The sequence below is a fragment of the Acidobacteriota bacterium genome (genome assembly GCA_016716905.1).
GTDB lineage: Bacteria > Acidobacteriota > Vicinamibacteria > Vicinamibacterales > SCN-69-37 > SYFT01.
Genome location: JADJUS010000017.1, coordinates 1 through 19,631 on the forward strand (window position 1 = coordinate 1; position 19,631 = coordinate 19,631).

The 19,631-nt window shown below is 63.6% G+C and carries 22 protein-coding genes; 17 read left to right on the plus strand and 5 right to left on the minus strand.

Translation table 11 applies throughout. The features are described 5' to 3' along the window. Window positions 1-906 precede the first annotated feature (906 nt). From IPL75_15415 to IPL75_15495, 17 genes are all read left to right on the plus strand, one after another. Window positions 907-1,500, plus strand: a complete 594-nt coding sequence (locus tag IPL75_15415; GenBank protein MBK9241609.1) for a hypothetical protein — start codon at window positions 907-909, stop codon at window positions 1,498-1,500. Next, window positions 1,449-1,637, plus strand: coding sequence for a hypothetical protein (locus IPL75_15420; GenBank protein ID MBK9241610.1), 189 nt, complete (start codon window positions 1,449-1,451; stop codon window positions 1,635-1,637). Before IPL75_15415 ends, IPL75_15420 begins: the two co-directional genes overlap by 52 nt. Continuing rightward, window positions 1,624-3,246 (plus strand): glycosyltransferase, encoded by a 1,623-nt coding sequence (locus tag IPL75_15425; protein ID MBK9241611.1) that lies wholly within the window; start codon window positions 1,624-1,626, stop codon window positions 3,244-3,246. Before IPL75_15420 ends, IPL75_15425 begins: the two co-directional genes overlap by 14 nt. 2 nt (window positions 3,247-3,248) lie before the next feature. Next, window positions 3,249-3,950 carry a hypothetical protein gene (locus tag IPL75_15430; GenBank protein ID MBK9241612.1) on the plus strand — a complete coding sequence of 234 codons (702 nt, stop codon included), beginning with the start codon at window positions 3,249-3,251 and terminating at the stop codon, window positions 3,948-3,950. Beyond that, window positions 3,947-4,213, plus strand: a complete 267-nt coding sequence (locus IPL75_15435) for a hypothetical protein (GenBank protein ID MBK9241613.1) — start codon at window positions 3,947-3,949, stop codon at window positions 4,211-4,213. Before IPL75_15430 ends, IPL75_15435 begins: the two co-directional genes overlap by 4 nt. Before the next feature lie 167 nt (window positions 4,214-4,380). Next, window positions 4,381-5,178 carry a hypothetical protein gene (locus tag IPL75_15440; GenBank protein ID MBK9241614.1) on the plus strand — a complete coding sequence of 266 codons (798 nt, stop codon included), beginning with the start codon at window positions 4,381-4,383 and terminating at the stop codon, window positions 5,176-5,178. Next, window positions 5,175-5,543: a hypothetical protein gene (locus IPL75_15445; GenBank protein ID MBK9241615.1), complete on the plus strand. Its 369-nt coding sequence runs from the start codon at window positions 5,175-5,177 to the stop codon at window positions 5,541-5,543. Before IPL75_15440 ends, IPL75_15445 begins: the two co-directional genes overlap by 4 nt. Next, complete coding sequence (locus IPL75_15450; protein ID MBK9241616.1) at window positions 5,543-6,781, plus strand: glycosyltransferase family 4 protein; 1,239 nt, start codon at window positions 5,543-5,545, stop codon at window positions 6,779-6,781. The genes IPL75_15445 and IPL75_15450 overlap by 1 nt, the downstream gene beginning before the upstream one ends. Before the next feature lie 25 nt (window positions 6,782-6,806). Continuing rightward, a complete protein-coding gene (locus IPL75_15455) occupies window positions 6,807-7,007 on the plus strand; it encodes a hypothetical protein (GenBank protein ID MBK9241617.1) in 201 nt (66 codons plus the stop codon). Beyond that, entirely contained in the window at window positions 7,004-8,101 is a 1,098-nt protein-coding gene (locus IPL75_15460; GenBank protein MBK9241618.1) for a sulfotransferase domain-containing protein, read from the plus strand. Before IPL75_15455 ends, IPL75_15460 begins: the two co-directional genes overlap by 4 nt. Next, window positions 8,098-8,676, plus strand: coding sequence for a PepSY domain-containing protein (locus IPL75_15465; protein ID MBK9241619.1), 579 nt, complete (start codon window positions 8,098-8,100; stop codon window positions 8,674-8,676). Before IPL75_15460 ends, IPL75_15465 begins: the two co-directional genes overlap by 4 nt. Window positions 8,677-9,545: 869 nt before the next feature. Then, window positions 9,546-10,643 carry an HYR domain-containing protein gene (locus tag IPL75_15470; GenBank protein MBK9241620.1) on the plus strand — a complete coding sequence of 366 codons (1,098 nt, stop codon included), beginning with the start codon at window positions 9,546-9,548 and terminating at the stop codon, window positions 10,641-10,643. An 80-nt stretch (window positions 10,644-10,723) separates the two neighbouring features. Then, complete coding sequence (locus IPL75_15475) at window positions 10,724-11,620, plus strand: hypothetical protein (GenBank protein MBK9241621.1); 897 nt, start codon at window positions 10,724-10,726, stop codon at window positions 11,618-11,620. Between the two features lie 292 nt (window positions 11,621-11,912). Next, window positions 11,913-13,571, plus strand: coding sequence for an ABC transporter permease (locus IPL75_15480; GenBank protein MBK9241622.1), 1,659 nt, complete (start codon window positions 11,913-11,915; stop codon window positions 13,569-13,571). 35 nt (window positions 13,572-13,606) lie between these two features. Beyond that, entirely contained in the window at window positions 13,607-13,993 is a 387-nt protein-coding gene (locus tag IPL75_15485; protein ID MBK9241623.1) for a hypothetical protein, read from the plus strand. Then, a complete protein-coding gene (locus IPL75_15490; GenBank protein MBK9241624.1) occupies window positions 13,994-14,404 on the plus strand; it encodes an FtsX-like permease family protein in 411 nt (136 codons plus the stop codon). Between the two features lie 262 nt (window positions 14,405-14,666). After that, entirely contained in the window at window positions 14,667-14,870 is a 204-nt protein-coding gene (locus IPL75_15495; GenBank protein ID MBK9241625.1) for a PepSY domain-containing protein, read from the plus strand. Between the two features lie 27 nt (window positions 14,871-14,897). Here the strand turns inward: IPL75_15495 and IPL75_15500 are convergent, their stop codons facing one another. The 5 genes from IPL75_15500 to IPL75_15520 all read right to left on the minus strand — a co-directional run. Continuing rightward, complete coding sequence (locus IPL75_15500; GenBank protein ID MBK9241626.1) at window positions 14,898-15,653, minus strand: molybdopterin-dependent oxidoreductase; 756 nt, start codon at window positions 15,651-15,653, stop codon at window positions 14,898-14,900. After that, window positions 15,650-16,351, minus strand: a complete 702-nt coding sequence (locus tag IPL75_15505) for a cytochrome b/b6 domain-containing protein (protein MBK9241627.1) — start codon at window positions 16,349-16,351, stop codon at window positions 15,650-15,652. Before IPL75_15505 ends, IPL75_15500 begins: the two co-directional genes overlap by 4 nt. Before the next feature lie 67 nt (window positions 16,352-16,418). Beyond that, entirely contained in the window at window positions 16,419-17,621 is a 1,203-nt protein-coding gene (locus tag IPL75_15510) for an acyltransferase (protein MBK9241628.1), read from the minus strand. A 7-nt stretch (window positions 17,622-17,628) separates the two neighbouring features. Next, entirely contained in the window at window positions 17,629-19,206 is a 1,578-nt protein-coding gene (locus tag IPL75_15515; protein MBK9241629.1) for a glycosyltransferase family 39 protein, read from the minus strand. Continuing rightward, window positions 19,199-19,631, minus strand: a 433-nt coding sequence (locus IPL75_15520) for a glycosyltransferase (GenBank protein ID MBK9241630.1), incomplete at its 5' end; no start/stop codon positions are given. The genes IPL75_15520 and IPL75_15515, both read right to left, overlap by 8 nt.

Consider the following 19,631-nt stretch of genomic DNA (forward strand, 5'->3'; position numbering starts at 1 on the left):
CGGCACGGGCTCATCCTCGGTGCTCGCGCGTGTGGACCAGGAGCGCGATGCCGTCTTCGGTGGTCGTCCCTCATCTTCGACTTCGCTGCAAGTGTAGTGGGCCAACGTTGGGGAACAAGAGGCTCGCGGTTATCGGCAGGCGCCGTGGCCTCCGGCATTCCTTGCGTCGCGTGGCCTGGCGCATCTTCCTGATTGCCCGCCTCGTGTATCCGTGCACTTTGCGACGAATGTTGTGCGCAGCACTACCCGGCGTTCAGCATCGCCGAGCACGGCACGTTTCGCGTGGACGAGTATCAGGATTTCACCCCGATATTTTGTGCATCGTGACGGGCACTCGGTCATCGGCAATCAGGTGCTTGTCTCGGCGCTTGCGGCAGTCCCGCTGTTCCTGCTCGATCCGCCCTCGACGCCATCGAGAACTACAGCAAGGCACGGTTGGCCGAGCAGGGCGTGCCGGATGTTGAATACCGGACCACGCGACGCAACAGCGTAAACTTCTTCCGCCTCGTCAAGGAGCGCGGACTCGACCTGAGATTCGGCGCGGCCACATTCATCACGACCGCCCTGTTCATGGCGCCGCTGACGGCGCTGTTTCTCGTGTTCTTCTACCGCGTGCTCAGGCGGCGAGGATTGATCCCACGCAGGCCACGTGGCTCACGTTCCTGCTCGGGTTCGGCACGCCGTTGTTCTACCGGGCCACGGTGCTCGGACACAACATGTTCGTCATGTGCGCGATGTTCGCGTCGTTTGTCCTGCTGTGGGGGCCGCGGGGGACCGGTCTCGCAACGCCGCCGGGCGCTGGCCCGGCCTCTTCGCCGGCGTGACCCTGGCCACCGACTACATCGGCGTCATCATCATGCCGCTGCTGTGGGCCTACCTGTTCATTCCCGGGCTCTCGTCGGCGTCGTGGTGGCAGTCGTTCCGGGAATCGCTGGTGATGGTCGTGGGAAGCCTGCCCCGATCGCGTTCCTGCTGTTCAGCCAGTGGGCGATGTACGGCCACCCTTTCTGGCCGGGACAGCACTGGATGCCGAACCAGAACGAATACGTCGCCGTCGGCATGCGCGGCTTCACCCTGCCGGCCCCAGACCTGTTCTTCAAGAGCCTGTTCGATCCATCCTTCGGCATGTATTCCTGGGGACCGATTCTGCTGCTCTCGGTGGTGCCCGTCTGGCGCTACGCGCCGGGGGCGCTGGTGCTGCCGGCACGTGAGCGGTGGTTTGTGTGGATTTGCTGGGTCGCGCTGCTGCTGTTCGCGTCAGCCAATCAGTACTCGCGGCTGCAGTTCAACAGCGGGTTCCGCTATCTGCTGCCGCTGGTGCCGCTGTTGATGCTCGCGCTTGCGGACCACTGGATCCGGATCGGCTGGCGCCTCAAGGCCGCCATCACCGCTGTCGCCGTGATGCATGCGTGGGTCATCGCCGTCTATCGCGAACCGGTGATGAAATCATGGCAACTGCTCTTTTCCGAGGACCGCAGCTACCCTGGTATCGCGTCCTGACCCTGACATCCAGGCCTGACAGCGCGTGGCTGGGCACATGGTGGCCGCCGACGATGTTGCTGGTCCTGACTCTGGCCGTGGCCGCGGGCATCTGGCGGTACGGCAGCCGATTGGAGATCACGCATGGCGCCCAGTAGTCAACCGGCACGCGAACCACTGGTATCGCTGGTCGTTCCGGTCTTCAACGAAATCGAAGCGATCGATGCGTTTTATGAACGGGCGACCCAGGCGCTTGGCGCGCTCGAGGGCATGGCCTACGAGATCGTGTTTATTGATGACGGCAGTGTGGACGGGTCGTATCAGCGGCTCGCGCAGTTCGCGAAACAGAATGCGCGAATCCGCGTGCTGAAACTCTCGCGGAACTTCGGGCACCAGATCGCCATCAGTGCCGGCATCGATTTCGCCAAAGGAGATTGTGCCGTCATCATTGACGCCGATCTCCAGGACCCACCTGAGGTCGTGGCTGACATGATCGCGAAGTGGCGCGAGGGCTTCGACGTCGTCTATGGCGTGCGATCCGATCGAGCGGGCGAAACCCCGATCAAACTGGCCACGGCCACCATGTTCTACCGGCTGCTGGGCCGGCTGACCAACATCCACATTCCCGCCAACGTGGGCGACTTCAGGCTGATGAGCCGGCGTGTGGTTGAACAGCTCAAACAATTGCGCGAGAAGGACCGGTTCGTGCGCGGCCTCGTCAGCTGGGTGGGATTCCCGCAGACCAGCATCACGTACAAACGCGACCGCCGCTTTGCCGGCGAAACCAAATACCCGTTCCGGAAGATGCTGAAGTTCGCGTTCGACGGCATCACATCGTTTTCCACCATGCCGCTGAAACTCGCGACCTGGACCGGCTACGCGTCGGCGATACTCGCGGTGCTCTACCTCCTGAGCGTGTTTGTGCAGAAACTGATGGGCTACACGGTGGATGGCTGGGCCACGATCATGGTGGCGATGCTGTTCATGGGCAGCGTGCAGCTGATTTGCCTGGGCATTCTCGGCGAGTACCTCGGCCGGGTGTTCAACGAGGTCAAGCCGCGCCCGATGTATATCGTGGAGGAGGACCTGACCTCCGGGCCCGACGCTCCGGGGCGCGTGACCATGCGGGACACGATATTCGTCACCGGCGGAAGCGGATTCGTCGGCAGGACGCTGCTGGCCGCGCTTCAGCCGTTGGGCCGTCCCGTGATTGCGCTCGCACGCCGAGACATGCCGCAGACGGCTGGGGCCAACACCACGGTCATTCATGGCGACCTGCTCGATCCGACGACCTACGCGGACGCGCTTCGTTCGTGCGAGGTGGTCGTCCACCTCGCTGCGGGCCACCGGCCGCGCGTCGGCCGAAGACCACCTGCGCGTCAACGCGCACGGCACCAGCGTACTGCCGAGGCCTGCCGCAAGGCCGGTGTCCCCAAGGTGCTCTTCGTCAGTTCCATCGCCACGACCTTTCCCGACAAAACCGGCTACCACTACGCCCTCGCCAAGTGCCTCGCCGAGGAGGCCTGTGTCGCGCTCGGGGCTGCGCTTTGCCATCCTTCGACCGACGGTCATTCTGGGCCCAGGTGCGCCCGTGCTGGGCAGCCTCGAGAAACTCGCGCTCCTCCCGTTCATCGTCATGCCCGGCGCCGGACGAGGTCAGGGTGCAGCCGATCCATGTCAGCGACGTCGCCCGATGCATCACGGAAACGATCCGGCAGGATCTGTTCACGAATGCCACTGTCGAGATTGGCGGTCCTGAGACGCTGACGATGGAGGCGCTGCTTCAACACATTCGCATCGCGCGCACCGGAGGGTCAGGACGCGTGGTCCACGTGCCCCTTGCGGTGCTGCGGATCCCGTTGCGGATGGCTGAGGCGATCGGGCTTGGCAAGCTCCTGCCGATCAGTGCCGGGCAACTTTCCTCATTTCGATTCGACGGCGTGGCCGCTGGCCACCCGCTTCACGAACGGCTGGGTCCCAGCCTGATCGGCATCGCGGAGATGGTGCCGGGCATGCCAGATGCCAACCGTACCGCCGGCGACGCTACTGGCGCGGAATGCCGGGTCTTCACGCAACATCTGCTGGGCCGCGATCCGGACGACTACGTCACGGCGACGTGCCGTGCCGCACTGGCCGGCATGCCCGTCCTCTCTGCTCGCGGCCGTTTCGACGAGGCGTTGCTCTCGTTCGCGCGAATCCACCCTGTGTGCGCGAAGATTGCGGATGCCTACGCCAGCCTCTTCCTTCGGGCCGGAGCGCTGCGGAAGCGGTTGGTGCTTCTGCTGGCGATTCTCGAAACACGTCCCCCCTTCAGCCAGGCGATCGATCAGGCCGTTGGCGGTTCCATGCCGAAGCTCTTCATCCGACTCGGCGCGCGCACCGCTGCGGCACTCGTGAGTCTGCTGGTGGGAACCCTGATCTTCACCCCAACGCGCCTCGTCATGGCCCTGATGGGAAAAGGCGCGCCATGACTCCCACGGTGACGGTGGTGGGGTCGGGGGCGAGCGGTATTCATTTCGCCCTGACCGTATTGCGCAAAGGCGGCACGGTGCGGATGCTGGACGTGGGTCGGCAGGGACGCGCCGCGGTGTTGCCCGACGCGAGCCTCGACCAACTCAAGCACCGGCTTGCAGATCCGGCGGCGTATTTTTTAGGTCCGGCGCAGGAAGCTGCGCTTTTGCCTGGAGTGGATGACGAGTATTACGGCATTCCCCAGCAAAGACTATGTGTTTGACCCGCCGGCCGGCTTCAGTCACACGGGCACTGGCTTCGCGCCGCTCTTTTCGTTCGCCCGCGGCGGATTGGCCGAAGCGTGGACGGGCGGGTGTTATCCTCTGACCGCTGCCGAGATCCCGGGACTTTCCGTTTCCCTACAGCGATCTGGCACCGCACTATGACGAGGTGGCACGGCGCATTGGCATTACGGGCGAACAGGACGACCTCGCGCGTTTTTTGCCGATGCACGATCACCTGTTGCCCCCGCTCCAGCTCGATCGGCATTCCCAGGTGCTGATGGAGTCGTACGGGCGTATGCGCGGCCGCCTCAACCGCGGCGGCGCCTACATGGGACGTACGCGCGTCGCCACGCTCAGCCGGGCACTGGGCGTCCGGCAGGCCTGCGACTACCTTGGCCGGTGCCTCTGGGGGTGCCCGCGTGGTGCGCTCTACACGCCCTCTCAGACGCTTCTCGAATGCCAGACCTTTCCGGGTTTCGACTACGTGCCTGGCGTGGAGGTCAGCCACCTGGACATCGGCCCGGGCCAACGCGCGCGCGGTTGTGGCAAAGTCGCTCGAGACCGGAGTGGAACAGGAGTTTGCCGTGGACCGGGTCGCCCTGCCGCCGGCGCGCTGCTCTCGACCCGCATCTTCCTGATGTCGATCCTGCGAAAAACCGGCGAGCGCGTCCGTCTTCGCGGGTTGATGGACAATCGACAGGTGCTCGTGCCTTTCGTGAACCTGGGAATGCTGGGGCGGCAGTTTTCACCAGAGTCGTATCAATACCACCTGCTCGGCGTCGGCCTTGAGGCCGATACACCCGCGCGACTACGTGCACGGACAGATCACCACCCTCAAGACGGCACTCGTGCATCCGCTGATTCAGCGGCTGCCGCTCGATCTGTCGGCCTCCACCTACCTCTTCCGCGCCATTCACGCGGCGCTTGGCCTGGTGAACGTCAACTTCAGGGATACCCGGCGTGACGAGCTACGTTGAGCTGACCGGCGACGACCTCCCGCGCCTGAACCTGCACTACACTCCCGGCGCCGATGAACCCGCCCGGATCAAACAGGCCCTGAGTCGCATCAAGCGCGTGCTGTTCAGCCTCAACTGCGTCGTCCCACCCGGCATGGCGCACGTCAGGCCCATGGGCTCGAGCGTGCACTATGCCGGCACGTTGCCCATGAGTCCCACGGCCGCGCCGTTCACCACCACGCCGCAGTGCCAAAGCCGCGACTTGGAGAACGTCTTTGTCGTGGACGGGGCGACGTTTCCATTCTTGCCCGCCAAGAACCTCACCTTCACCCTGATGGCGAACGCCGTCCGCGTGGCAGAGGCGGCGTTCTGATGGCTCACCTCCGCTTCTGTTTCTTGACGACGTTTTATCCGCCGTTCAATTTCGGCGGCGATGGCATCGACGTGCAGCGGACGGCTCTGGCGCTTGTGGATCGCGGCCATCACGTCACTGTCGTGCACGACGTGGACGCCTATGAGTGGCTGGCGGGCACCACACTGCCCGACCAGCCGGTGATTCAGGACGGCGTCGAGGTGGTCGGATTGCGCAGCCGCCTGGGTGTGGTGTCGCCGTTCCTGACACACCAGCTCGGCTACCCCGTCATGCACGGCCGCGCGATTGACACATTGCTCCGGGAACGGGCGCCCGACGTCATCGTCTACGGCAACGTGTCGCTGGTGGGAGGCCCCGGCATCCTGAAACTCGGCGGGCCCGCGCTGCGCGTGTATGTGGCCCACGAACACTGGCTCGTCTGCCCCACACACGTCCTGTGGCGCTTCAACCGAGAGCCCTGTGACGTGCGCGCCTGCACACGCTGCGTGATGAGCTACCGGCGGCCGCCGCAACTCTGGCGCCACACCGGCGCACTCAAACGCCGGCTGGCCGACGTCGACCTGTTCATCGCGCGCAGCGAATTCAGCCGCAACAAACATCGTGAGTTCGGGCTCGCCCAGCCGATGGAAGTGTTGCCGTATTTCCTGCCGGCGCCTTTTCCGGAGCAACCCGCGCCGCGCATGTCTGAACGACCGCAGCAGCGGCCCTATTTCCTGTCGGTGGGCCGCCTGGCGCGCATCAAGGGACTCGATTCGGTGATCCCGGCGTTCCGGCGCTTTCCGGATGCCGACTGGCTGATCATCGGCGACGGCAACGAGATGCCGGAACTGAGGGCGCTCGCGGCCGATCTCCCCAATGTGAAGTTCCTCGGCCGCATCGCCAACCACGACCTCCGGCGGTACTACGAACACGCCATCGCGGCCATTGTGCCGTCGTCGGGTTATGAGACGTTCGGTATTGTGTTGATTGAGGCGTTCCACTACCACACGCCCGTCATCGCCCGACGCATCGGGCCGTTTCCGGAGATCATCGAGCGTGCCAAGGGCGGGCTGCTGTTTTCGGATACAGACGAACTCGTGGCGGCCATCGCACGCCTGCACGGCGATCCCGAGTTGCGCGACTCGTTCGCCACGGGCGCGTTCGAAGCCGCCAGAAAGCACTGGTCCGAGAACGCGGTTGTTGAGAGCTTTCTGGACCTGATCAGAAACGCCAGAGCCGCCAAGCGGGCGGCACGGTGATACTCTGCCTAGACGACGTATGTTGATGGTGCCCCTCCCTCCGGACGTCCAGCCCGCGCTCGTGGCGTGGGTGCTGCTCTACATCGGGCCCGAGGCGTTCCTGCCTCTCACGTCCGCGATTGCGGCCATCGTGGGCGTTGTCATGATGTTCTGGAACCGTGTGGTCGGGTTGGCCAGGAAAATCTGGCTGATGGTGACCGGTCGCTCCGATAAACCTGCCCAATGAACTGGATCGGCGCAGCCGTTGCAGCGGCGCTGCTCGGTGTCGCCGCCGTCAGCTACCTGCTCTGGTATTTCCGCTGGGAGCAGCGTCACACCGCCGGAATGGCCTATTACGGTCGGCCACTCGCCGCCCGCCGGGCGCTGAAGCGGCAAATCCGGTTGTTGTCACTTCCCGCAAAGCCGATCCTCCGCGCTCTGGTCGCGCTAACCCGTTCAGGCCATTCGATGCCGGTCTTCGACTATGAGGGCGTGAGCGGCCCACCCAGAGTCAGCACGCCGGAAGTGTTCGCCCGCGCCCGGCAGTATCGCCCCCAGGCCGAGGATGTGTTTGTGGCAACCCAGATGCGCTGCGGCACCACGTGGATGCAGCAGATCGTCTTTCAGATTGTCAGCAAGGGCCGGGGTGAGTTCTCGGAACCCGGCCCAACCCATCTGTATGCCATGAGCCCGTGGATCGAGGCGGTCAACAGCGTCTCGATGGCCGATGCGCCGCTCGTTGGCACACGGCCGACGCGGATCATCAAGACCCATCTGCCGGCCAGTCACTGTCCCTATGGTGGCGACGCCAAATACATCTACGTCGCCAGGCACCCGGTGGCCTGCTTCGCCAGCATCGTGGACTTTAATCAGTCGATGCTCGGTCCGCTGATGCCGCCCGTCGACGCTCAGGCGGCGTGGTTCACGAGCGATCGAATGTATTGGCTGCCGTGGCCCCGGCACGTGGACGGGTGGTGGCGATGGTCGCAGCAGCACGGCAACGTGCTGTTCCTCCATTTCGAAGAGATGAAGCGTGATCTGGCTGGCGTGATCGATCGGGTCGCGACGTTTCTCGGCGTCGAGTTGTCGGCCAACGAGCGGAGCCTTGTGGCACAGCGGTGCAGCTTTGCCTACATGAAGGAGCACGAAGAGGTGTTCGAGATGGCACCGCCCACAATGTTCTCGGTCGCCGGCGGGCAGTTCCTGCGTAGCGGCAAGGAAACACGCGATGCGGATGTCACGCCCGCCATCCGGCAGCAGATCCTCGACTACTGCCGCGATAGCCTCAAGGGCGGCGCGTATCCTGCGGGCCGCTTTTATCCCGACCTCGCCGACCGATGACTTCGCGCCGGTTCGTCCTCATCACCCACCGCTGGATTGGACTCTCGACGTCGATCATCCTGGCGATTGCCGGAGCGACTGGTGCATTACTCGCCGTGCCTGGTCCAGATCTACTTCGACGCGCGGCCAGCCGGCTTCACGAGACACTGGCGCTCGGTTCGGTCGGGAACATGATTGTGCTGACGGCCACTGGTGCGGCGATCGTGCTGCAGTTGGGCGGTGTGTGGCTGTGGTGGAAGCGGAAATCGTTTGCCGTGCGGCTGTCGGCCGGGTGGCGGCGCGCCGTGATCGACCTTCACCACTCCGCTGGAGCGTTGGGCCTGGTGCTGATGTTGTTGGTGGCCGTCACCGGTGTGGGGATGACGATGTTCACGCCGGGACCGGAGCGGGCGATGTTCGTCGATCTTCACACCGCGCGGAAGTACGCGCTTCCCGTGAAAGTCCTGTACGCCCTGGTGTCCCTGGGCTTTTTAGTTCAGGGTGTGACCGGGGTTCTGATGTGGTGGCGGCCCCGGCCTGGCGGCCAGCCGGTCCTTCAGGTTCAGGAACGGGCGTTCAAAGAGCGCAAAACTTAGCGCCGCAAGCGTGAACGACCCGACCAGAATTACGAGCAGGAACGTCGCCTGGCGGATCGGCTTGGGATAGGCTGACCGGCCCTCGCGCGTATGCGCCGAGTGGCGGGACGGCCAATGAACGTTGCAACACTCAGGCAGGAGGGGAGTTACGGGTCATCCTGGCTCGCGTGTTCGCTGCGTATGGCTGCCGCGGCCGCGCCCATATTCGTTCCCACACGGTGGTATTTCCACGTATGGCTGCGAGCGCTCGGCTATGTGCTCCCGACTGGCGGGGTTCTGCTAGACTCCGGCCTGTTCGTGAGGAAACGGGCCGAAGCACGGATTGGGCGAGGGGCAATAGCTGTGAGTTGTGGCCTTGGTCGGGTTCGACCCTCGCGGGCTACTAAGAAGTTAGGCAGATCAACGACAGTCAGCCGATATAGGGAGTTCACCGGTCGGACGATCGAAGGGGAGTGGATTACCAACATGCCGACAGACGCATCGTGCTCCAAGTGTGGGTCAGTCAAAGTCGTGCCACGGGCGCGGCTGATTGATCGCGGTCATTTCGGCGCCGACTCTGGAAACATCCAGGTCGGGGCGGCGCGTCGGCCCCAGAAGCTGTTCAAGTTGCAAGAGAAGGTCGACGTCTTCGCTCGCGTGTGTGGCGAGTGCGGCTTCACTGAATTGTTTGTCGACGACGCGCCTTCGGTGTACGAGGCCTACCTGGAGTCCCAACTGAACCGCAAGAGGCCGAAACCCTGACGGGGAACTGCCTAACACGGCTTGCAGCCGACGGCGGATGGTGCAAGCATTCGATTCCGCCGCGGCTGAAGCCGGGCGTTAGGTGGACAAGCCGTGGCGCTAGATTCGGTTCGCGAGTGGATGAATATATGGCCCGTCGTCTCGGACAACCGTTCGTCCTGCTGGCCATGATCGCCCTTGGTGCGTGCGAGACCCCGACTCCGCCGACGCCGAGCCCCGATGCACCGACGCTGACCTGTCCCGCTTCGGCCTCGCTCGTATCGCCTGATGGCGCGCCAGTGCCGCATGCGTTCACAGTTCCCACTGCCGTGAATGGCCAGCTCCCAGTGATTGTTTCCTGCTCGAAGGCAACAGGATCGACGTTCCCGTTGGGATCAACGATTGTGACTTGCACTGCCACGGATGCGCTTGCGCGCCAGACGTCGTGCAATTTCAATGTGACGGTGACGGCCATCCCGAAGATCTCCAAGACGAGGCTACTCGGGTTTGGCGACAGCATCACGTTTGGTCGATGCGGCCCGAAGAATCCGCTCCCGAACACATGTCCGCCTTACACAGTACGGCTCGAGGAGCTGCTTCGAGGGCGCTACACGCAGCAGAGCTTCCAGGTGTTCACTCGTGGCCAACCCGGCGAAACAGCGGTGCAGGGTGAAGATTGGCTGCCGATCGAACTCAACAACTACAACCCGGAAGTCCTGATGCTGATGGAAGGCACCAACGACCTAACTGATGGATCTGCTCTGCCGAAGGCGCTTGATTCGCTCGAGGCCATGATCGATTTAGCTCGTTCACGAGGTGTGATGGTATTCCTGGCGACGGTGCCGCCCATTGCGCCTGGCGGCACGTACAACTCGCAGGTTCCGCTAGTAGCCCCGTTCAACGCGGAGATTCGCAACCTCGCGGCTCGGAAGGGCGTCCCACTGGTCGATGTGTATGCCGCGCTCAACGTCGATATCCCCCGGTACTATGTCGGCGACGATTTGCATCCAACCGGTGAAGCCCTGCGCGTGATCGGTGAGACCTTCTACGCGAAGATCCGCGAGACGCTCGATATTACGCCCACTGGCACGTCGACTGTCATGCTGTACCGGCTTGCCGGCCTGTTCGATTCGCCGGGTCGGCTGTCGCCGGGTCTGAAGACCCGGCCTCCGAGAACGCCTCTCCAGATCTGTCCTGCAACAATCCAATCTGGATACTCGAGTTTTTCGTTCGACAATGGCTGTTGAGATTCTCGGTGACCTAGGGCGGCTGCCGGGCGCGTCCGTGCCTGGCAGCCAGTCTTGCTGCGGCTGTTAGAATGGTGATCATGACCCAGAGGATCATTTCCCTGATTCTCGTGGCGGCGACGGCCCTCGGCTGCAGCCGAGAATCGCAACCGCCGACCCCGACCCAGCCGACCCCGACCTCGCCGGGACCCGCTCCGCTGAGCAGTTTCTCCGGAATTTGGGAGACAGAGTACCGCGTGGTGAGCTGTGACTCTAACCGGCCTTGGTACTGTCCGGATCGAGGGAGCGTGGTGCCTTTGACCCTTCGGGTAGAAGATCATGGCGACACCCTCAGCGGCTACATTCTGGAGGCTCGCGGGCAGTCGCCCGTTTCGGGGCGCATTTCCGGCAACACTGCGAGTCTTCAGGGGCGCAGCACCGTCCTTGAGAACACTTATCAATCCGTCTTGGAGGTTCGCGAGATGCTGCTCTCTCTGCCTTCAGCGGATTTCATGCTTGGCAGCTTGGAACTAGTGAGTACGACGCCGACTGTACTTCTTGATATTCGTGGTGAGATCGTCAGGACTATCCGCCACAGCCCGTTGCCTGATCTCAGCGACTATTCAGGCACGTGGCGGGGTCGCTACATAGTCCGTAAATGCGTCAGCGATACACAAGATTTCTGTCGCAGAATCGAGAGAGAAGGCGGGTCTGAGTCGTTTGAGCTCGTCATTGATGCTTTGGGGAGAATCGTTCGCTTGGGCACGGCGGCGGCAGCGCCACTGTCCGGAACGGTCGGATCCAGCGGGTTGAATCTGTTTTCTCAAGAGATACAGCGTTCAGATGAACTACTGACGATTACGCGGCTCAGTGCCGTCCGAAATCGCGTCGGTCAACTAAGTGGGAGCTTCACTTATGTTGTGCGGGAACCACGCTCTGGCGGAAAGGTCGAGACGATGACCGTCGACGTCGATCTTGTGGACGTAGTCGTTCGCTGAGTATCTAGAAGCGCGCGCGGGCAGGGCGCATTGGCATGGACCGCTGCACGAGGTGGTCATCGTCTGGTAGGGATTAGGCGAATACAACAAGGACGCCTCAGAGGAGATCTAGTGACCTTACGAGTGCAGTCCATCCGCGAGCCGGTGCCGGCCAGAGCCGAGCGCGTGACCGGCGACGAGTTGCTGGCCGTGAGACGGGCTGCTGGCGTGCTTCGCACGCTGCTGGCTCGCTTCGCGAGCTGCTATGTTAAGGTGCACCACACGCGGCTACCGCCCCAGCAAGGGAGCACCTTTGGGCAGCCTTTGGTATGACCTCCGTTCCGGCCTCCGTCAGCTTCAACGCCATCGCGGGTTCACCGCGCTCGCGGTGGGTGTGCTCGCGCTGGGCATCGGCATCAACAGTGCGATCTTCAGCGTGGTCTACACGGTGTTTTTCAAACCGTGGCCCATCGAGAAGCCAGAGGAAGTTGCCTTCATCTATCGCAACCAGTCGAACCGGACCACTTGGCCTGCATCGTTTGGAACTTTGCCGAACCCCTTCATCCCCAGCCCCCAGAATGTTCTGGACAGTAATCGTGGAGTCGCGGCCATCGCTGCGTATTGGGGTATTCCGCGCGACATCGAGGTTGGCGGTCTCACGGAGCGAACCTGGGGCGAATGGGTCTCGGCTAACTATTTCGATGTTCTGGGCATAAAGCCCATCGCAGGGCGAACTTTCGCAGCCGGTGACGATCAGACCAATCCAGACGTCGGCATAGTGATCAGCCACGCGCTGTGGCAGGAACGGCTTGGCGGTGCGGCCGATGTCGTGGGACGCACGATACGCATCAACAACCGCAACGTGTCGGTCATCGGCATCGTCGGACCGGAATTCAAAGGACTCACGGGAGTATGGACGCCATCACGCTGGTGGGTCGTCGGCGAGCAGGTTAACAAGGGGTACGCCGGAAGTGCATTCATCCGCATGAGGCCCGGCGTGACTGCAGAGCAGACGCAATTGAGTCTGAATATTCTCGGCTCTCGACAGAACGAAGAGACCAGGAAAGTACGCCCGCAGTATGCCCTTCCGCCCGGTGTTCCCTACTACGTCGTCAAGGCCGCGAATGACGTGCGGCTGCCGCAGGAGTTCGGCAGCACAATTGTTCCCGAGCGCATCGCGACTGCGCTTTCAATTGTGGTGGCGATGGTGCTCGTCATCGCGACAATCAACATCACAGGTTTGCTGCTCGCGCGCGGCATGAGCCGCACCAACGAGCTGGCCACTCGACGGGCGCTTGGCGTGACGCCGTTTCGTTTGGCCAGACAACTCCTCACTGAGACCGTACTCCTCACGTCCGCAGGAGGGCTGCTCGGTCTGTTGCTCGCATGGAATCTGGTTAGCCTTTTCATGTCGCTCACGCCAAACAACTTCACTGTTGATGCCGCCTTTGATGTCCGTGTCGTCGCGTTCGCCGCCGCGGTATGCCTGGTCACCGGAATCCTGATCGGACTTGCACCGGTCCGCCAGGCACTGAAAGTGGACGTGTTGTCTGCACTGGCCGGCGGTTATCGCGATTCAGGCCAGACGCGCCGGCGCCTCCGTCATTGGGTGGTTGTGCCCCAGGTCGCACTCTCGCTGCTCCTCCTTGTTGTTACCGGCGTGCATGTGCGATCGCTTCGCCAACTCGAGGACGCGCCTCTGGGATACAGGCCGGATCAAGCCACAGTGCTTTCACTCTCGCGGACGACGCCCGAGGATGAACCCTGGTCCAAGCGGCGGCCAGATGCCGAGATCGCCGCGGAGTACCAGGCTTTGTATTTGTCTCTGCACAATGTGCTCGCGGCGATGCCGGGGCTTCATGCCGGATTGACCAGCTCGCTGCCCACCTGGGCCACCTCGCAACCCGACGTGGCGACCAGCGACAGCGCGCGCACGCGGCAGGCCGGCCGGACGATTTTCCCGTTCAAGTAGTCGAGGTTTCGCCAGGGGCGTTCGATGCCCTCGGTATGCGGATCCTCGACGGCCGCGATTTTGACGACCGCGACACACGCCGGGTTCGCGGTGTCGCGATCGTCAGCCTGGCAGTCGGGCGCCGGCTCTGGCCGAATCGACCTGCCGTTGGACAGCGCATCGCCAGACTCTCGCCTCAGCAGTCCAACGCGAAGCTCGAGTGGTACGAAGTCATCGGCGTGGTGAACGACACGCAGGCCGTACTCTCGAAACCCACGGACCCACCGCGCATGTATACCTCACTCGGTCAGGACTGGCGGCCGTGGGCATGGCACCTGGTGGTGCGCGGCGCAGGCCCCGAGACGATCACGGCGGTCCGAGCCACCGTAGGTGGAATCGACCCGTTCACGGCCGCTACGCAGGTGCGACCAATGAAAGCGTAAATGGACGAACTGCTCTACCCACGCCGCCTCGCTGCCACCATTCTGGGCGTCTCCGGCCTCGTCGGCCTCGGTCTCGCGTGCATCGGACTCTACGGCGTGGTTTCGTTCTCGGTGGCGCGACGTCTTCGCGAACTCGGCATCCGCGCCACGCTGGGCGCGCGGCCGGCCGATCTGGTCCGCCTCGTCCTGGAAGAAGGCGGACGCATGGCCGCCATCGGCGCGGTTATCGGACTGGCTGGCGGCGTCATTGCTCTTCGCTACACCGCGCACATAGCCGATGGCATCCCGTCTACGGATTGGCTGGTCTTCGCGATCGTACCGACTGCGCTCGCACTCGTCGTTCTCGTCGCGTGCTACCTGCCAGCTCGGAGAGCAGGGCGGGTCGATCCGGTCGAAACGTTAAGGCAGTGATGGCCGCGCGGACGCGGCTGCTGGCTCGCTCGCGCTCGCTGCTCACTCCTCGCGCTTCGGACGAGTCCGCCGGGGACGGTTCAACGGCATGTACGCGTCCGGCGGGGGGGGGGGGGGGGGCAGGCTGTCGAGCTTGGCCGAGGCGCCCTTGCGGTAGTCCGTGTAGGTCTGTTGCACACTGACCGTCCCCGTGGCGGGGTCGCCAGCGTCTGATAGGGGTCGTAATGTTCGGGAAACACCCACGTCATACGGACTATCGGCGGTGCTGATGCTGGTGCTTGCCGTGACCGGTGTGGGCATGACGATGATCGCGCCGGGGCCGGCGCGGCGGTTGTTCGTGGATCTGCACACCGCGAGGGAGTACGCGCTTCCCGTCAAGCTTCTGTACGCCCTGGGGTCACTGGGCTTTCTGGTTCAGGGCGTCACCGGGGTGCTGATGTGGTGGCGGCCCCGGGCGGGCCGCTAGTCGATTCTTCAACGTTGGGATGCATCGTCAGATTCCCGCGTACCACGAGTAGCCCCACTGTGGATTGGCGCCGCCCGTTCCTTGGCCGAGGTGCCTCACGCCGTCCACGGCGACCACACGAGTCAGGAACTTCAGGCTCTTGTAGCCGAGTTGTCGAGGGACCCTGAGCCGGAGCGGTCCGCCAAACCCGACGGGCAGGTCGTTGCCGTTCATGCCCCACGTCACTAGCGTCTGCGGATGGCGCGCTTCAGCGATGTCGATGGTTTCCCATGAGTCGGGGTCGGTTGAGTAGTACGCCAGGTAACGTGCACCCGGCAGGAGACCGGCGGCGTTCAGGACGTCGGCCAACGCGGCTCCGCGCCACTCTGCGATGTACGACCATCCTTCTTCGCAGGCCAACTGCGTGATCTGCGAGCGTTCCGGCAACCGCCTGAGATCAGGCAGAGACAGCGACAATGGGCGCGCCACCATGCCGCCCACTTCGAGGCGCCAGTCCGCGAAGCCTCCCGCTTCCAGGCGTTTGAACATCTCTCCGGGCATTGAGGGATTCGCGAATGGCGCTGTCGAGATCATGTGGCGTGGGAATTCGCGAGCCGGCGAGTCGCCCACGATCAGTCGATTGGCCGCGTACGTGAGTGTCTCGCCCATGCCGTAGATGTTCCCCGCATCCGGCGGAATCAGGCCGTAGCGTTCGGCGAGCCGGGCGGCCACCGAGAGACCAGACAACCCCGCCGCAGCCGCGAGGCCGCGCGTGAGGAGCGTGCGCCGACTCATTCCGCTCATGGCTTCTCCTTGTGACTGCCCGTCTGCCCCGTGATCATCGCGCGCACCCGCCTCACGAAGCCGGCGCGGTACACCATCGCCACGTGGACCAGCAGGAAGGCGCACAACAACACCGTCAGGACAAAATGCAGCGTCCGTGCCGATTGCCGGCCGCCGAGCGCGCTGACCAGCCCTGGGCTAACGGCCGCGAAGGCGTCCGACATGGCCAACCCCGTCCAGACCACCATTGGGAACAGCACAAAGATGACGCCGAGGTAGGTCATCCGCTGGAGGCCGTTGTACGACCACTCCTCCCGTTCGCTGGGCGAGGCGCGCCGCAGGCTCTTGCTGATGGCGCTTCGCATCACACGCCACGTGGTGTCGCTGCGTGTGGGCCACAACCTGTCTCGGAAGTGCCGCGTCCGGAGTCCGGCGGCCAGATACACGCCGCCTGCCAGCAGGAGCAGCCACGCCGACTGAAAGTGAAGAGACCGGCTCCATCCGTTCTGATCGGGCAACACGTACGAGAAGCCGGTCGGTACGGTGGACCGTGAGCTGGGGATAGGCAGCGAAAACAAGGGCGTGTCCATCACGTTGCCCGTTTCGCCCCAGTAGAAGCGGGGATGGGAAATCAGGATCTCGACGCCGCTCAGCAGGAGTGCCGCAACCGAGAATGCTGTGATCCAGTGCGTGATACGGACGGTGGCCGTGTGTCGCATGGTCGGGTCGGTGCCATGATACAACCTGCGAAAGGCGCGTCCAGTCAAGCCGCTGTGCGCCCTTGGGTCACTGGGCTTTCTGGTTCAGGGCGTGACCGGTGTGCTGATGTGGTGGAGACCCCGGCCTGGCGGCCAGCCGATCCTTCAGGTTCAGGAAGCGGCTCTCAAAGAGCGCAAAACTTAGCGCTGCGAGCGTGAACGACCCGGCCAAAATCACGAGCAGGAACGTCGCCTGACGGACCCAGAATCCCCCCACCGACTCGGGCCAGATCGGCTGCAAGGCCAGGACCAGCGGCCAATGAATCACGTAGATGCCGTAGCTGATCTTGCCGATCTCGGTCAGGGGCCGGCATCGTAGCAGCCGCCGCCAGAGCGAAGTCTGGCCGGCCACGAGGGCGAAGGCCACCGTCGCGCCGAACAGGATCGCCAACGGAAGATAGCCGAAGAGGAAGATGTGTGGATTGGTCGGGCGAAAGAAGCTCCCGCCCCACAAGGCGACGCCGAGCGTCATCAGGGCACTGGCCACCAACACCGCCGGTAACCACGGGCCCAGGCCGCGGCTGGCGTCTGGCGCGAGGCGCGCCCAGCCGGTGCCGCGTTGCAGGCAGGCGAGGTATCCGCCGATGGCGAGCGTGTCGATGCGCGTCACCGTGGCGAAGTTGCCGGCCTCGCTGACCCCGGCCCACCAGAACACCACTCGCATCACCACGGCGAACGCGATGGTCCCGATGCACAGTTGGGCCACACGGCCGCGCCTGGCGAACAGCAGCACGAGGGCGGGCCAGCAGAGATAAAACTGCTCTTCAACGCCGAGCGACCAGAAGTGCGCGAGCGGACGCGTCCAGTCCACGCCAAACAGGGGCAGCCAGTTCTGCAGATAGACCCAATGAGCCACTTCCGCCGTGGTCGAGACCGGCGCCAGGCGTTCGATGCCGAAGACGTGAAAGCCGATGGCGAATGCGGCCAGAGCGGCGTAATACAGAGGGAAGATCCGCAGGACGCGCCGGATGTAGAACGAGCGGAAGTACCCCGGGCGCCCAGCGGTATCGATCAGGATTCCCGTGATCAGGAACCCCGACAACACGAAGAAGAGATCCACGCCGACCCAGCCCGTCTCGGCCAGCCGCATGAAGAACTGCTGGCCATCGGTCGCGGCGTCCGCAATGGTCCTGGAGTGAAAGACGATCACAAGCAGGATGGCGATCGCCCGCAAGCCGTCGAGCTCGGGGATGTAGCCTGCCTGATTCCTGGTGCCGGCGGTGGTCGTCATCTGCAGGTCAGCTGCCGGACCTCGATGGCGTGTGTGTGATCCGGCGATACACAAGGAAACGCCCGATCGTGGTCTCGAGCGCATAGTCGCGCGCGATGACGTGTTTCCACTCCGGGAAGTCGTCCAGCAACTCCTCGGACGTTCGCTCGTCGGGCGACCACCACCAGTTGTCGTGTTGCACCACCGCCACATACAGGGGCTGGCGACGATTGATGTCGCCGACGAATTCCTCGCGCCAGCGCAGCTGCATCGGCGTCAGAGCCTCGCCGGGAACACGCATGACCAGCGGATGGGTCATCTGGAAGCGACTCGCCGCAGATCGATCAGCCAGGTAGTAGACGAGAGACTCATACCCCCACACTTGCACCGGCTCATTGGGTTGCGTCCGCGCGCGCAGGTATGCGGCAAGGTCGTACGACTCGGTGAAGTCAAAGACCGTGTCGTTCCTGAACTCGTTCGCCCTGGGTGGATTCAGGAAATGCCCGGTGGCGAAGTCCCTGAGAGGCGCCCCACGCACATAAGATGCCGCTGCGACCACGAGCATCAGCGTGGCCAGGATGCGCTGTGCCCGAGCGGCGTCCACTGGCACGAAATTGTGGAAGCGGCGCAGTCCCCAACTGCTGACGGTTGAAAAGAGATCGCCCACCAGGATGGCCCCGAGCGCCATGCCCGGCAAATAGTGATATCCGGCAAACGTGCCCTGCACAAATACGCTGTAAACCGAACCGACGAATCCGAGCCACACCATCAGCCGTTCGCGGCGGTACGTGCCCTGGAAAAGAAATGGCGCATACACGATGGGCAGCACCACGGCGTTCCTGCCGAGGCTCCCGAATTTCTGCATCCAGTAGGTCAGCAACGGCTCCGTACCCCTGAGACGCGCGGTATAAATCGGCTGGTAGCTCACGAGCGATTCGTACATCTGCGTCAAACCGCCGAGCGTCCAGTAGAGGCCGACGAACGCCACTGACGGTGCGGCCAGGCACGCACCTGCCACCAGCACCACGGCCACAGCCCGGCGGGTGCGAAGTTCGGTGGCGAGCGGCAGATAAAACAGCGCCAGGGCGAGAATGGTCGGCTTGATCGTGATGGCAAACCCCATCCCGAGGCCGATGATGGCCGCCGTCACCCACGGCGATCGCCTGTCGGCGGTGAGGACCATCCAGAAACCTGCCAGCACAAAGGGCAGTCCGAAGCCTTCGCGCTGCGCCGTGTTCCAGGGCCCGTAGTCTTGGTAAATCAGGCAGTAGAGAATGGCGGCGACCATGGCCCCAACGCGGCCGCTGAGCCGGTCGGCAATACGGAACACGAAATACGCCGTGCCCAGCTGAAACAACACATCAAAGAGCCGGAACATCGCGATCGACTTGCCGAACACGAAGATTTCGGCAGCCTGCAGGAACATCAGCCCGGGAAAATCGGCTTCCCACGAATGGATGTAGGGCCAGTCCCCGCGCAACAGCTGGGCCCCCATGTACGCAAACACGCCCTGATCGACCCCCACCCGATACGCTATCGTTGGCGCCAACACCAGGGCGCAAACACCGAGCACCAGTGCAGCGCTGGGGCCTTCGCTTCTACCCACCGTCGCGCTCCGTGTGACGCGCGACGTCCTTCACCGTGAATTGCGGCAGCTTGTTCTGCGTGAGAAAGATCCTGCCGACGTACTCGCCCACGGCGCCCAGTCCCATCAACTGGATGCCGCCAAGGAAGAACAACGTGACAATCAACGACGGATACCCTTCCGGCGACTTCGAGAGCACCAGTGCCTGGATGACGAAGAACAGCGCCATCAGGAACGAGAACAACGAGATGACGCCGCCGATGAGCGTCGTGACGCGCAGCGGAATCACCGAGAAGCCCGTCGCCAGTTTGAGCCACACCGCAATCGATCGCACGAGGCTGTAGTTGCTCTGGCCGGCGAACCGCGTGTGATGTGTCGCCTGCACCTGCGTAATCTGCGACGTGATACCGAAGATGATGCCGTCCACGTAGGTGAACGGCCCGTCG

Bases quoted from the DNA above. Each gene is read 5' to 3' on its own strand.
- IPL75_15420 (MBK9241610.1), top strand. From the start codon at position 1,449: ATGGCAACTGCTCTTTTCCGAGGACCGCAGCTACCCTGGTATCGCGTC.
- IPL75_15425 (MBK9241611.1), top strand. From the start codon at position 1,624: ATGGCGCCCAGTAGTCAACCGGCACGCGAACCACTGGTATCGCTGGTC.
- IPL75_15430 (MBK9241612.1), top strand. From the start codon at position 3,249: ATGGAGGCGCTGCTTCAACACATTCGCATCGCGCGCACCGGAGGGTCA.
- IPL75_15435 (MBK9241613.1), top strand. From the start codon at position 3,947: ATGACTCCCACGGTGACGGTGGTGGGGTCGGGGGCGAGCGGTATTCAT.
- IPL75_15450 (MBK9241616.1), top strand. From the start codon at position 5,543: ATGGCTCACCTCCGCTTCTGTTTCTTGACGACGTTTTATCCGCCGTTC.
- IPL75_15455 (MBK9241617.1), top strand. From the start codon at position 6,807: ATGGTGCCCCTCCCTCCGGACGTCCAGCCCGCGCTCGTGGCGTGGGTG.
- IPL75_15460 (MBK9241618.1), top strand. From the start codon at position 7,004: ATGAACTGGATCGGCGCAGCCGTTGCAGCGGCGCTGCTCGGTGTCGCC.
- IPL75_15465 (MBK9241619.1), top strand. From the start codon at position 8,098: ATGACTTCGCGCCGGTTCGTCCTCATCACCCACCGCTGGATTGGACTC.
- IPL75_15470 (MBK9241620.1), top strand. From the start codon at position 9,546: ATGGCCCGTCGTCTCGGACAACCGTTCGTCCTGCTGGCCATGATCGCC.
- IPL75_15475 (MBK9241621.1), top strand. From the start codon at position 10,724: ATGACCCAGAGGATCATTTCCCTGATTCTCGTGGCGGCGACGGCCCTC.
- IPL75_15485 (MBK9241623.1), top strand. From the start codon at position 13,607: ATGCGGATCCTCGACGGCCGCGATTTTGACGACCGCGACACACGCCGG.
- IPL75_15490 (MBK9241624.1), top strand. From the start codon at position 13,994: ATGGACGAACTGCTCTACCCACGCCGCCTCGCTGCCACCATTCTGGGC.
- IPL75_15500 (MBK9241626.1), bottom strand. From the start codon at position 15,653: ATGAGCGGAATGAGTCGGCGCACGCTCCTCACGCGCGGCCTCGCGGCT.
- IPL75_15505 (MBK9241627.1), bottom strand. From the start codon at position 16,351: ATGCGACACACGGCCACCGTCCGTATCACGCACTGGATCACAGCATTC.
- IPL75_15510 (MBK9241628.1), bottom strand. From the start codon at position 17,621: ATGACGACCACCGCCGGCACCAGGAATCAGGCAGGCTACATCCCCGAG.